Source organism: Helicobacter didelphidarum, assembly GCF_003364195.1.
In the GTDB taxonomy this organism is placed as follows: domain Bacteria; phylum Campylobacterota; class Campylobacteria; order Campylobacterales; family Helicobacteraceae; genus Helicobacter_A; species Helicobacter_A didelphidarum.
Genome location: NZ_NXLQ01000016.1, coordinates 40,138 through 51,930, shown reverse-complemented (window position 1 = coordinate 51,930; position 11,793 = coordinate 40,138). Strand labels below are relative to the sequence as shown.

Genomic DNA, 11,793 nt, shown 5'->3' with positions numbered 1-11,793 from the left:
CCACAGCACCACCAACTATCGCGGTAGTTTTCATAAACTCGCGTCTTGAATTTGAAGAATTATTCATAGATTTTCCTTAAGAAATTTGAAATGTTTAGAATCTAAGCCCACATAAGCCTAAAGCATAGCTTCATCGTTGCATTTGTGTGATTCTGAAGCCAAATAACGCTTGAGATTTTATGGTTTGGATTCTCATATTGAAATTATAAATGATGAGAGCTACTCTAAGTCAAGGGGATTCTATAAAATTACACAATATTATTTTACATATTTTTATTTTGCTGGACTTAACTCATCAAGCTTGCTATGTGCTACTACTTCATCAAGGACAAAGTTAAGATAATGGCTCATAAATTCTCTATCACTTGCCATCAAAGGCATATCTACATTACCAAAAAGCCTCTCTACACTTGTCTTTGCATTGACACTTAGATTTTTCATCATTTCTCCTTTGTTTTTGTTCTTTTTCACGCTTTCCGTATTTTTGCTCTTATCTATCTCTCTCATCGGAGTGAGATTCGCACCCTCTAATGTTCCTAGCCCCATTACGCCTAAGATTCCTACCCCGCCTAGTCTAGCACTCCTGCGTAGGAATGCCCTACGCGTGTGTAGGTGGGATTTGTTATCATATTTTTTTCATTGCTGTTCCTTAAAATTTTTTCTTTTGTTTAAATCTTGCCTTTATGCAGACTATGAAGATACTCGATAGTTGCGGGGTCTTCGTGGTCAAGAAAGAGCGATTTGTTTGTGTCAAGCTTTGCTATCATCGCCATATCACTAGAATCTAGTTTGAAATCAAAGACATTAAAGTTTTCTATCATTCGCTCCTTGCGTGTTGTCTTTGGAATGACTACGATACCTCGTTCAATAAGCCATCTTAAAGCCACTTGTGCGTTGCTTTTGTGATATTTTGCACCGATTTGAGATAGAATCTTATTAGTGAAAAAATCATTTTTGCCCTCTGCAAAACTCGCCCATGATTGCATTACTACGCCTAAATCTTGCATATTTTTTTGTGCGTCAAATTGTGCGAAAAAGGGGTGGCATTCAACTTGATTGAGTGCGGGTTTTATCTCATTATAGAGGCAAAAATCGCTTAAACGAATGGGTGTGAAGTTGCTTACGCCAATAGCTTTTACTAAACCATTATGATAAATCTTACTCATTGTTCTCCATGTATTATAAACATCGCCATATGACATATGAATAATATACAAATCAACATAATCAAGCCCAAGTTTTTTAAGGCTAGATTCAAAGGCTTTGTGTGGTTTATATCCAAAAGTATCACTTATCCAAAGCTTTGTGGTGATAAATAAATCCTCGCGTTTTATGCCACCTTTGAGGGCTGTTTGTAAGGCATTTCCTACGCCTTCTTCGTTAAAATACGCCGCAGCAGTATCGATACTACGATAGCCCACTTCTATGGCGTCCTCTACGCATCGTTGCGTGTCCTTTGGCTCGATTTGAAAAGTCCCAAAGCCTAGAATTGGCATTTTTACGCCAATAGTTAATGTGATATATTCCATAATTACTCCTTTCTTGTGTATATTTTATAGCCCCACACTTCTCGCCGCATCGCTATTTGGCGGGTATCTATCGCTTACTATCTTAATCGCAACAAGCTTCTCATTTATTGTCCTCATCTCATCAGCACTGAAATGTATTGCTAATGCACCGAGATTCTCTACCAAATGTGCGGGATTTGTTGTCTCTGGAATGGGAATAATAAAATCTCTTTGTGCAAGTATCCACGCGAGTGCAATTTGGGCTATCGTAGTGCGTTTGCCATTCACACGCTTACTTTGAGCTATCTCATCAATAAATCGTATAATGCTTTGATTTGCTCTCAATGCTTCTTTGGTATATCGTGGGAATCCCGCACGAAAATCAAGCGTAGGGTGAAATGTCGTGTTTTCATTCATCACCCCTGTCAAGAATCCCCTATCAAGCGGACTATACGCCACTAATGCTATGCCTTGCTTTTCACAAGTTTTCATAATACCATTACTCTCAAGCTCACGAAATGCCATAGAATATTGGCTTTGCATTGCCACAGGAGCGAACTCCTTGCATGCTCGCTCTATCGTCTTGCTTCCTGCTTCGCCCAACGCCCACGCCCGAATCTTACCCTCTTTGACAAATTCCTGCATAGTTTGTGCGACTTCCTCAATAGGTGTATCGGTATCTACGCGGTGTTGCGTGTATAAATCAACATAATCGCTTTTAAGTCGCCTCAAGCTCCCATCAAGTGCGCGTCTTAGTGCTTTTGGACTAGAATCTTGCATTTGCTTACCAAATGGATAATATAGCCCAAACTTCGTGTTTATTGTGATTTTATCGCGATATGGCTTGAGTGCCTCGCCCAAAAGCTCCTCATTAGTATGTGGTCCATAGATTTCAGCAGTATCAAAATGCGTGATACCTAGCTCGATAGCACGATGTAAAAGCTTTATCATCTCTTTTTTATCGCGTGCCGGTCCGTGATTCGCACTCATACCCATACAACCAAGCCCAAGTGCTGATACATTCAAATTACCTATTTTGCGTTGTGGAAGGTTTTGTGGTTTTATAAATGTGCTATCTTTGATATTCCTTGTAGAATCTTGCGTCAAATTTTTGGATTCTATACCCTTGTTTGTAATATATGTGTTTGATTGAGAATCTCGCTTCATATTTGTGCTAGATTCTCTATTTTGCGTGTTAGGATTGTATGAATGAGTATTTGATTGTGTTTGCGTATTTGAAGCATTTGCACCAAAAAGATTTACGCCACCTAGTACCACAGCACCACCAACTATCGCGGTAGTTTTCATAAACTCGCGTCTTGAATTTGAAGAATTATTCATAGATTTTCCTTAAGAAATTTGAAATGTTTAGAATCTAAGCCCACATAAACCTAAAGCATAGCTTCATCGTTGCATTTGTGTGATTCTGAAGCCAAATAATGCTTGAGATTTTATGGTTTAGATTCTCATATTGAAATTATAAATGATGAGAGTAGCTATCAGTCAAGGGGTTGGGGAGAATTTTGGAGAGATTTTGCTAAAAGCTTAGTCAAAGAATGTTATAATTATATCTTTAGAATCACACACAAAGAAGGAAAAATGTGAATCTCTACATACTCACTGAAGAGCGACCAAAAATCGAGGTTTTGCGATATATTATCACAAGATTTTTGCAGGATAGGGGGTTTTGTGCGTTTATTGATAATATTAGAATCTTGCCAATACTAAGAGATTCTCAATAAGGTTGTAGGTATAAATAGTAAAACAGCTTAAGGAGTAATTATGGAAGATTTATTAAACAACAATACAAACATTACAGGGTATTCAATATATAAAGTAAAGGCACAAAACAAAACCAAACGCAATACTTTGCGAGATTTATTTCCACCATTACCAGATATACAATATGATATAATTTATGCTGACCCACCATGGCATTATAATGGAAAGATGCAATTTGATAAAAGTAGTAAGAGTAAAGAACAATTAGATTTAAATAAAGAAATATTTATCAGCTCAGCATGTTTTCAATATCCAACATTAAAAACTAGTGAATTGATGAAACTATCAATTCAACAAATATCTAAACCAAATTGCCTTTTATTTATGTGGACATCTAATCCACATTTAAAGCAGGCTATAGAATTAGGCAATGCTTGGGGTTTTGAATATAAAACCGTTGCATTTGTTTGGGATAAAATGAATCATAATCCCGGTCAATATACCCTTTCATATTGTGAATTATGCTTAGTGTTTAAAAAAGGTAAAATTCCTCAACCAAGAGGTGCTAGAAATATTAAACAGTTAGTTAGAGTAAAACGAACGAAACATAGCGTAAAACCAATTGAGGTAATTCAAAATATCGAAAAAATGTTCCCATCACAAAGAAAAATAGAGCTTTTTGCGAGACAAAAAAGAAATGGTTGGGATTCTTGGGGATTGGATTTGTCTATGCAAGATGAGATTCAAAATATTTTTGAAAATGTTTTATGATTACTTCATCTGAATCCTCGTTACTCCATAAATAAAAGTGATTTTCAAATCCACTAAACCAACAATAAATTTCCCTTGTTCTTTTGGGGTCTCTCGCAATATCTCCTTGAAAAATTATCCAAAAAGGTAATGGAATATTATCTAAACCACCAATTTTTTTCATTATATTTAAGAGACCTGGCGTAAAAAGCTTGCACGCTCTTTCATGTGCATTTCCCCTACCAGCACTCATTTCTTTACCTTCAATCCAGCCATCTTGTCTTTTAACTTCTATATACAGTGTTTTATTTGAAATTAAATTTTTAATTGCATAATCAGGTGAAATGCCATGTCTCCCATAACCATTTGGTGGATTATATATTTTAGAAAGAATTTTTTGTGGCAACTGAATATCTTTGTAAATATTATTTAACTCATTAGGTTTAGATATAATTTGTAGGTGTTTCTCGGAGTTCTTTAAAAAGTATTCCTGAAAAACATGAAAAAATCTATTTTCTGCATTTATTGCTTGCAAACCACTTTCATTTTGCCAATTATCCCGACTTTGAAGCTCTTTTTTACCCATCATGTTACCTAATCTAGCAAATCTCTAATATCAAGACCTAAAGCAATCGCAATTTTCTCTAAACTTACAAGAGTAATATTTTTCTCTGCCCTTTCAATCATACCTATATAAGTTCTATGCACATTTGCAATTTCTGCCAATTTTTCTTGCGATAAAGATTGCCTTTGTCTTTCTTCTCTAATTTTATTACCAATTCTAATATTTATTTCATACTTTTCCATAGTGTTGAATTTTATAGAAAAACATACTATAATTCTACATACTATAGTTAGCATAAATTAAATCTTGCAAGGAAACACTAATGACAAAGCCATTGATTCAAGCTAAACAATACCTTAAATCTCCGCTCAATTACATCGGTGGAAAGTATAAGATTCTAGGGCAGATTCTCCCACTTTTCCCAAAAGAAACTCAAGTTTTTATAGATTTATTTTGTGGTGGTTGTAATGTAGCGATGAATAGAGAATCTCCGCAAATTATCTGTAATGACAATCTTAGCTATCTCATTCAGCTTTATAAATTTTTGCAGCAAAATAAATTAGATTCTATACTGAATGAAATAGAACAGATTATAGAATTATATCAGCTTAATATGCAAAATACTGTTGGATATAATACTCTGCGTAATGCGTATAATTCACACAAAGAGCCCTTATTATTACTCACCCTTATTGCCTTTTCTTTTAATCACCAAATACGATTTAACAATTCTCATCAATTCAACAATCCATTTGGTAAAAATCGCTCCTCTTTCAATCCAAATATGAAGAGAAATTTAATATATTTTATACAGAATCTCCAAAGCAAAAATATAGAATTTTTTAACTATGATTTTAGAGATTTTATAGAATCTCATCACTTTACAAATGAGACATTTATCTATGCTGACCCTCCATATCTCATCACGCAAGGCACTTATAATGATGGTAAGAGAGGCTTTAGTGGCTGGAATGAAGTATTAGAAAAGGATTTATTAGAATCTTTATATAAGCTAGATTCTAAGGGGGTTAAATTCGCCTTGTCTAATGTGCTGAAACATAAAAATAAAGAAAATATAATTTTAAAACAATGGGTAGATTCTAATAGCTATATTATCACTCCAATTTATCATCATTATACCAACTCAAATTATCAGGTAAAATGTAGGGATAAAAATCAAACACAAGAAGTTTTGATTACCAATTATCAGCCCAATAAAGTGTATCTCCCCTAATGCGTTTTATCGGTAATAAAGAGAATCTTATCCCTAAAATTTATGAAATTTTATGCAAACATAGAATCTTAGATTCTATTATACAAAATTCGCATAATATTTATAGGCAAAACAATCAAATCAATACACTAAATAAACCCCCTTTATTTTTTGATGTATTTGCTGGCACGACAAGTGTAGGGAAGTTTTTTAAGCAACAAGGCTTTCAAATTTATAGCTGTGATTTGCTCTATTTTTCATATTGTTTGCAAAAGGCATATTTAGAAAATAATCAAATACCAAATTTTCATCATTTAGCAGAAATTATAAGTCAAGATTCTCATAATATCCTTTTTGCTTCGCCCTATCAAAAAGTGTTAGAATATCTTAATAATTTAGAAAATACACAAGATTTTATTTATCATAATTACGCACCAAGTGGGAGTAAAGACTTAGAAATTCCACGCAAATATTTTAGTGATTATAATGCACAGAAAATAGATTCTATTCGTCTAAAGATTGAGGAATGGAAAGTACAAAATAAATTGAGTGAAAATGAGTATTTTATCTTACTTGCTACACTTATAGAATCTCTCTCATTTTTTAGTAATGTCGCAGGGGTGTATGCGGCATTTTGCAAGGATTGGGATAGGAGAGCTTTAAAACCATTACAATTAAGAGAGATTGAAATTTTGCAAAGTGATAGGGAGCATTTTTGTTTTTGTGGTGATAGTGTGGAGGTTTTGACGCAATACAAAAATAAAAATTTTGATATTTTCTACCTTGACCCGCCTTATAATCATCGTCAATATGCACCAAATTATCATCTTATAGAGACGATTGCAAGATATGATAATCCACGCATTAGTGGAGTGGCTGGACTGCGAGAATGGAAGCAGCAAAAATCCAAATTTTGCAATGCAAAAAGTGCGATTATAGAGTTAGAGAAAATTGCACAAATGAAAAATTATAAGTATTTAATTTTGAGCTATAATAATGAAGGATTGATGAGAAAAGATGAGATAAACGAGCTTTTAAAGTGCTATGGCAATGTGATTTGTGAGGAGATTATTTACCCGCGTTTTAAAAGCAACGCAAAACGAAGTAAAAAATATATCAACGAATACGTATGGATAGTGCAGAGATAGGCTTGATTGATTATCTCAATGACTTTTTATAAAAAATGAGAAAAATTTTTGTAAAAATAGTAAGAAATATAAAGTAAAGAAGTGTGGTGAGTTTTATTTTATAGGGAATATTTACACTAAATTTATAGCATGTTTATTTCTATTAAATGTTTGGGATGAAATCTTTTAAAAATGCGATAGAATCTATAAAATATTTCAATATTGAGGTGAATATGCAATCCCCTTTTCATAATACAACTCTAGGCAAAAATCCAACCAAAAGCTATGGCACAAGTGTGCGGAGGCGGATTCGCTCAAACAAAAATATATTCCAAAACGACATAAAAGGGAATCTGCAAAAATCCGCACAAAAAGAACAATTTGTGCTGAAAGCCTCTATGTTTAGCGCATTATTGTTAGCTATCTTTGGCATAGGTTTTGGCATAGCTATTCAGTCTATGTCGATAGTGTTTGATGGTTTTGTCGCACTTGTGAGCGTTGGATTGGGGGCGTTGAGCGTAGTTACTTCGCGCTATATTTACAAAGAAGATGATGAGACATTTCAATATGGCTATGTGCGATTTGAGCCGATGGTTAATCTCTTTAAGTCTCTCGTGCTTGTGCTTGTATGTGTGTATGCTTTTATCAATGCTTTAGAATCTATCATCAATGGTGGCTATGAAGTGCAGCTTGGCGGGGCGGTAGTGTATAGCCTATGTGCTTTTATATTTTGTGCCGTGCTTTTTTCTTACACACTCATTTTTACTCGTCTTTTAGAATCTGACTTGATTAAGGTGGATAATACAGAGTGGAAAATCGATTGTGTGTTATATTTGGGCGCATTGATGGCTTTTGGTATCATTTACTTTATGCCATTTTTCTTGCCAAAAAATATCGTTGAGATGTTAGCGCGTTATATTGATCCTGTGCTTTTATGTGTGCTTTCATTTTTGCTTTGCGCCTCACCTGTTCGTATAGCAGTGGCGAATTTTAAAGACTTGATGATGGTTGCTCCAAAAGAAATTGATGAAAAAATCACGCAGATTATGGAGGCTTTAAGCACAGAGTATGACTTTAGCGATTATGATACGCATGTAGCAAAAAGCGGCAGATTCTATATGGTCGAAGTGAATATCCTCACAGATAAGCATTTTAAGCCTATGAGTATGATGGAGTTTGATTCTATACGAGAAAAAATAGAAAAGGCTCTTGAAATCCCAAGCTATAAGATTTGGCTATCAGTGAGCTTCACGGCAAATCCTAAGTGGTTGTGAGGGCAAGCATACTGCTAAAGTTTTGCTTTGGTATAGAATCTTAGGGTAGATTACAAAATATAGATTAGTAACCATAAATGTTACCCATTGAGTTTTATAAATTAAAATGATTGGAACAAAATTAAGGTCTGAACAGACAAGTATATGTTTAGAGAAACAAGGATAAGGTTAAACATAACGCAAATATACTTTTGAGATTGATAAGATGATCCCTCAAGTTATTCTAGATAAAATTATTTGTTATATTGTATTGTCGTTCTTTGTGTTTTTCTTTGTAATACAATATGCGACAAAAAATCCCAGTAAGGCACCACAGATTACTTGCGTTGTCGTGTGTCGAAGTGCATATAATCGTGATAAGCCAACAAGAATTGCAAGAGTAATCGCCACTATACCATATTTCCAACCATATCTTTTAGAGACAAAACCAGTTGCAATGAATGCTGCTGTTGTATGTCCGCTTGGAAAACCATCAAAATCATTTATCGCATCAGGTCTTTGCGCGACAGAAGCGATTATCCCCCCAAGACATTCATTATTTTGAAAAATATTTGAAAAATAAGGGAGGATATGTTTTGAAAATAGCATAATACCGAGTCCAACAATGGCAGATAAAGCAAGTTGTAAAATCCCAGTCATATCTTTTAAGATTATAAGAAGGAGCAAAACAAAAAGAGCAAAAAACTGCATAAGATCACCATAGGTGGTAATCCCATTTTGCACAAACATATCAATGTGTAAAAATTCTCCAAGAAGTTTTATGGGTAAAACAAACATCAGTTTTATAAAACTATTAGTGATAATCAGTTTGCATTAATTCTGCATTAATATTTGGAAGAATTTGATTCTTATTTGCTTTATTTGCACGATAAAGAAGTGGATCAAAAAATACAAGCAATGGATAGCCCTGATCCTTGAGAGCACAAAATGCAGAAACAGGGAGAAAGTCATTCTTGGGATATTGTTTTTTTAGCTCCATTGCTTCACTTGTCTTGCTGACTTCAAGCAGTAAAAAGAAATATGCAAAAACACTTGCTTCGATTTCTTTGCTTAATTTTTCAAAAAGATTGAGATAAAAATTGACATTATTTTCATTAAGAACTTTTGAAAGTTGTATCGCAAGATTTAAATACTCTTTCTCGCTAAGATTTATATTTTTACAAATCTTTATTATAGAATCTTGTTGTATTTCTATTGTATTATTGGCACAATGCAAAATTAATTTTATAATCACATCAAAACTCATATGAATATTGTTTAGATTTAATATTTTATTAATTAATTTAGAATTTTTATTCTCAATAAGCACAGTCCATGCTGCGTCATAAATGCTTTGTGTGTTTATCTCTTTATAAAGTTTATGTGCAAGAGTATCTTGACTAAAATCTTGTTTGAGCGTTTCAAATGCTTTTTGAGCATCATTGCTAATCATATTTTTAGCATTCTTTAGAAATAATGGATGTTTTGTGTGAAGTTTTATCTTTGGAATACTTGTATTATTTTGAATCTCCAACATCATATCAAAAGTGTCATCAATTTGTTTATTGCCTGCGGGATTTGATTCGAAATGTGGTAATAAATAAAATCTTTTAAGGACCCTCGAGACTTCTTTAAACCGATGATTAGCAAAGATTCTGTCACGAGAATCATTCCCAAGCATTTGCTCGTAAATTTGTGTAATTATTTTATCAACATCACGATTAAATGACATACCTTTGAATTTCAAAATAAGTGTATTTAATGCCATAAAAAACCATGCCATAAAAAATAAAGCTATAATGGGCAGACACATCCATACTGCAATAGGTAATGTAACAGAAAAATCAATCCACAGAGTATTATTTAAACTATAATTGTCTCTAATAATATAAAATGTGTAACCACCAATAAGTGCAATATAAATAATTCCAAAAACTAAAAAATATCGAATCCTCATGTTCTTTCCTTTTCCTTTTCCTTCTTTTCAAAAATTTCACGACAATTAATGCAAAATCTTGCGTGCGGTTTTGCTTGTAACCGTTCTATACCAATTTCTTCTTCACACATTTCACAGATTCCATAACTACCTTGTTCAAATTTTAATAATGAAGATTCTATCTCACCTATCTCGCTTTGATTTCGTGTAAGCATAGAATCATCAAATCGTAATTGCGATTGTGTCGAAATAATATCCGCATTTTCTTGCAATTTGAGTGTACTCATTTCTTGCAAACTTTGTTCAAGGGTATAACTCATTTCTTGCAAATACACTAAGCGTCTTTCTAAGATATATTTTAGTGATAACAAATCTTCATCTCGCATACTTTCTTGTGGCATGTTATTTCCTTATTTAATTCTTATGATATGGATGATTATTGATAATGCTTAAGGCACGATAAATTTGTTCCAATAAAACTAATTTGGCTATCTCATGACTGAAAGTCAGAGGACTTAAACTAATTTGTGGATATGCTCTTAAAAGACATTCATCAAAACCATAAGCTCCGGCAATAAAAAACTTTAAACTTCCTCTTTGTGAATGTTGCTTAACCAAATTACTAAACTTTATTGTATCATGTGCATTCCCCTTTATATCAAGTAATACGCTGTTCCTATCAAGATATTTTTCAAAAGCTTTTGAATAGCTTTTTCTTGCAATTTGATAATCTTGTTTATGTGCTTTTTGAATCTCCTTGTTAAAAATGTTGTTGATAATGACTTCTGTATTAAACCCCTTACAACCATTTATATAGTGTTGTAATTGTGGTTGCCTCACACTTTCTTTATGAATTATATAAATGTGTATTTTCATAAGGGACAAGTATTGAAACAAGATCGCTTAGAGTTTTTTTCAAGTCTTTTCGTGAGACAATCATATCAATTAGACCATGCTCTAAGAGAAATTCAGAGGTTTGGAATCCTTGAGGTAAATCTGCACCAATTGTTTGTTTAATTACCCTTGCCCCAGCAAATCCAATCATCGCTCCAGGTTCTGCAATAATAATATCTCCCAAAAATGCAAAAGACGCCGAAACACCACCAAATGTTGGGTCTGTTAGCACAGAAATATAGGGCAGTTTTGCTTGTGCTAGTTTATTGAGTGCCGCTGAAGTTTTTGCCATTTGCATGAGAGCATAAGTAGATTCTTGCATTCTTGCACCACCACTTGTGGCAATAATAATAACTGCTTGTTTTTTAACTATTGCACGATTAATGGTTCGCACTATTTTTTCACCCTCAACGCTACCAAGACTACCACCCATAAATGCAAAATCAAATATGGCAAGCTGTACTTCAATACTATTAATGAGTGTTTCACCCGAAATTACTGCACTTTTACGCTTTGTCTTGGTATAACCTTCTTCAATTCTTTTTGTATAACTTTTTTTATCTACAAATCCTAAAGGATCGTTTGGTTCTAAATCTGTATCATATTCACAAAAGGTATCTTTATCGCAAATAAGCCCCAATCTATCTTGTGCACTGATTCTAAAATGATAAGAACATTTAGAACATGTATAAGAATTTTCAAGCAATTCCTTATTATACATCAAAGCACCACAGCTCACACATTTTGTCCAGTGTGTGCTTGTATCCTTTTTTCCTCTTGAATCTTCTCTCTTAAAATTTTTTAAAAAATCTGAAAAACCCATTT

17 protein-coding genes are annotated in these 11,793 nt (G+C 33.5%); 6 read left to right on the top strand and 11 right to left on the bottom strand.

Translation table 11 applies throughout. The features are described from left to right. From CQA53_RS13740 to CQA53_RS07340, 4 genes are all read right to left on the bottom strand, one after another. On the bottom strand, positions 1–67 hold a 67-nt coding region (locus CQA53_RS13740; RefSeq protein WP_147290010.1), incomplete at its 3' end, for a twin-arginine translocation signal domain-containing protein. A 206-nt stretch (positions 68–273) separates the two neighbouring features. Continuing rightward, positions 274–546: a hypothetical protein gene (locus CQA53_RS07350; RefSeq protein ID WP_115543368.1), complete on the bottom strand. Its 273-nt coding sequence runs from the start codon at positions 544–546 to the stop codon at positions 274–276. A gap of 122 nt (positions 547–668) precedes the next feature. Beyond that, entirely contained in the window at positions 669–1,529 is an 861-nt protein-coding gene (locus CQA53_RS07345) for an aldo/keto reductase (protein WP_115543367.1), read from the bottom strand. A 24-nt stretch (positions 1,530–1,553) separates the two neighbouring features. Beyond that, a complete protein-coding gene (locus CQA53_RS07340; RefSeq protein WP_115543366.1) occupies positions 1,554–2,849 on the bottom strand; it encodes an aldo/keto reductase in 1,296 nt (431 codons plus the stop codon). Positions 2,850–2,951: 102 nt separating this feature from the next. Between CQA53_RS07340 and CQA53_RS12355 the strand changes: the two genes are divergently transcribed. From CQA53_RS12355 to CQA53_RS07335, 3 genes are read left to right on the top strand one after another with little or no spacing between them, the layout of a single operon-like run. Next, the gene (locus CQA53_RS12355; RefSeq protein ID WP_181882391.1) at positions 2,952–3,113 is read left to right on the top strand and encodes a hypothetical protein; all 162 of its coding nucleotides are present in this window, start codon (positions 2,952–2,954) and stop codon (positions 3,111–3,113) included. Next, positions 3,110–3,250 carry a hypothetical protein gene (locus tag CQA53_RS12350; RefSeq protein ID WP_181882390.1) on the top strand — a complete coding sequence of 47 codons (141 nt, stop codon included), beginning with the start codon at positions 3,110–3,112 and terminating at the stop codon, positions 3,248–3,250. Before CQA53_RS12355 ends, CQA53_RS12350 begins: the two co-directional genes overlap by 4 nt. 40 nt (positions 3,251–3,290) lie before the next feature. After that, positions 3,291–4,001 (top strand): MT-A70 family methyltransferase, encoded by a 711-nt coding sequence (locus CQA53_RS07335; protein WP_115543365.1) that lies wholly within the window; start codon positions 3,291–3,293, stop codon positions 3,999–4,001. On the opposite strand, the gene CQA53_RS07330 is transcribed toward CQA53_RS07335, so the two are convergent. Further along, positions 3,958–4,566, bottom strand: a complete 609-nt coding sequence (locus tag CQA53_RS07330) for a MunI family type II restriction endonuclease (RefSeq protein ID WP_115543364.1) — start codon at positions 4,564–4,566, stop codon at positions 3,958–3,960. The two genes, CQA53_RS07335 and CQA53_RS07330, sit on opposite strands and share 44 nt — an antisense overlap. Before the next feature lie 8 nt (positions 4,567–4,574). Beyond that, on the bottom strand, positions 4,575–4,841 hold the full coding sequence (locus tag CQA53_RS07325) for a helix-turn-helix domain-containing protein (RefSeq protein WP_245945766.1): 267 nt from the start codon (positions 4,839–4,841) through the stop codon (positions 4,575–4,577). A 26-nt stretch (positions 4,842–4,867) separates the two neighbouring features. On the opposite strand from CQA53_RS07325, the gene CQA53_RS07320 reads away from it, so the two are divergent. From CQA53_RS07320 to CQA53_RS07310, 3 genes are all read left to right on the top strand, one after another. After that, positions 4,868–5,779, top strand: coding sequence for a DNA adenine methylase (locus CQA53_RS07320; protein ID WP_115543362.1), 912 nt, complete (start codon positions 4,868–4,870; stop codon positions 5,777–5,779). Next, positions 5,779–6,906 (top strand): DNA adenine methylase, encoded by a 1,128-nt coding sequence (locus CQA53_RS07315; RefSeq protein ID WP_115543361.1) that lies wholly within the window; start codon positions 5,779–5,781, stop codon positions 6,904–6,906. The genes CQA53_RS07320 and CQA53_RS07315 overlap by 1 nt, the downstream gene beginning before the upstream one ends. A gap of 155 nt (positions 6,907–7,061) precedes the next feature. Continuing rightward, on the top strand, positions 7,062–8,159 hold the full coding sequence (locus CQA53_RS07310; RefSeq protein ID WP_115543360.1) for a cation diffusion facilitator family transporter: 1,098 nt from the start codon (positions 7,062–7,064) through the stop codon (positions 8,157–8,159). Positions 8,160–8,399: 240 nt separating this feature from the next. Here the strand turns inward: CQA53_RS07310 and CQA53_RS07305 are convergent, their stop codons facing one another. Genes CQA53_RS07305 through accD form a run of 5 tightly spaced genes read right to left on the bottom strand, consistent with a single transcriptional unit; the run spans position 8,400 to position 11,791 of the window. Continuing rightward, positions 8,400–8,936, bottom strand: coding sequence for a phosphatase PAP2 family protein (locus CQA53_RS07305; protein ID WP_115543359.1), 537 nt, complete (start codon positions 8,934–8,936; stop codon positions 8,400–8,402). Between the two features lie 16 nt (positions 8,937–8,952). Then, positions 8,953–10,095, bottom strand: coding sequence for a hypothetical protein (locus CQA53_RS07300; RefSeq protein WP_115543358.1), 1,143 nt, complete (start codon positions 10,093–10,095; stop codon positions 8,953–8,955). Continuing rightward, entirely contained in the window at positions 10,092–10,475 is a 384-nt protein-coding gene (locus CQA53_RS07295) for a TraR/DksA C4-type zinc finger protein (protein WP_245945765.1), read from the bottom strand. Before CQA53_RS07295 ends, CQA53_RS07300 begins: the two co-directional genes overlap by 4 nt. Positions 10,476–10,488: 13 nt before the next feature. Continuing rightward, positions 10,489–10,914 (bottom strand): 23S rRNA (pseudouridine(1915)-N(3))-methyltransferase RlmH, encoded by a 426-nt coding sequence (locus tag CQA53_RS07290; RefSeq protein ID WP_245945764.1) that lies wholly within the window; start codon positions 10,912–10,914, stop codon positions 10,489–10,491. 7 nt (positions 10,915–10,921) lie between these two features. Further along, positions 10,922–11,791, bottom strand: coding sequence for an acetyl-CoA carboxylase, carboxyltransferase subunit beta (gene accD, locus CQA53_RS07285; protein WP_115543356.1), 870 nt, complete (start codon positions 11,789–11,791; stop codon positions 10,922–10,924). Positions 11,792–11,793: the final 2 nt, after the last annotated feature.

Coding starts and splice junctions, on each gene's coding strand:
- CQA53_RS07350 (WP_115543368.1), bottom strand. CDS start 546: ATGGGGCTAGGAACATTAGAGGGTGCGAATCTCACTCCGATGAGAGAG.
- CQA53_RS07345 (WP_115543367.1), bottom strand. CDS start 1,529: ATGGAATATATCACATTAACTATTGGCGTAAAAATGCCAATTCTAGGC.
- CQA53_RS07340 (WP_115543366.1), bottom strand. CDS start 2,849: ATGAATAATTCTTCAAATTCAAGACGCGAGTTTATGAAAACTACCGCG.
- CQA53_RS07335 (WP_115543365.1), top strand. CDS start 3,291: ATGGAAGATTTATTAAACAACAATACAAACATTACAGGGTATTCAATA.
- CQA53_RS07330 (WP_115543364.1), bottom strand. CDS start 4,566: ATGGGTAAAAAAGAGCTTCAAAGTCGGGATAATTGGCAAAATGAAAGT.
- CQA53_RS07325 (WP_245945766.1), bottom strand. CDS start 4,841: ATGCTAACTATAGTATGTAGAATTATAGTATGTTTTTCTATAAAATTC.
- CQA53_RS07320 (WP_115543362.1), top strand. CDS start 4,868: ATGACAAAGCCATTGATTCAAGCTAAACAATACCTTAAATCTCCGCTC.
- CQA53_RS07315 (WP_115543361.1), top strand. CDS start 5,779: ATGCGTTTTATCGGTAATAAAGAGAATCTTATCCCTAAAATTTATGAA.
- CQA53_RS07310 (WP_115543360.1), top strand. CDS start 7,062: ATGAAATCTTTTAAAAATGCGATAGAATCTATAAAATATTTCAATATT.
- CQA53_RS07305 (WP_115543359.1), bottom strand. CDS start 8,936: ATGTTTGTTTTACCCATAAAACTTCTTGGAGAATTTTTACACATTGAT.
- CQA53_RS07300 (WP_115543358.1), bottom strand. CDS start 10,095: ATGAGGATTCGATATTTTTTAGTTTTTGGAATTATTTATATTGCACTT.
- CQA53_RS07295 (WP_245945765.1), bottom strand. CDS start 10,475: ATGCCACAAGAAAGTATGCGAGATGAAGATTTGTTATCACTAAAATAT.
- accD (WP_115543356.1), bottom strand. CDS start 11,791: ATGGGTTTTTCAGATTTTTTAAAAAATTTTAAGAGAGAAGATTCAAGA.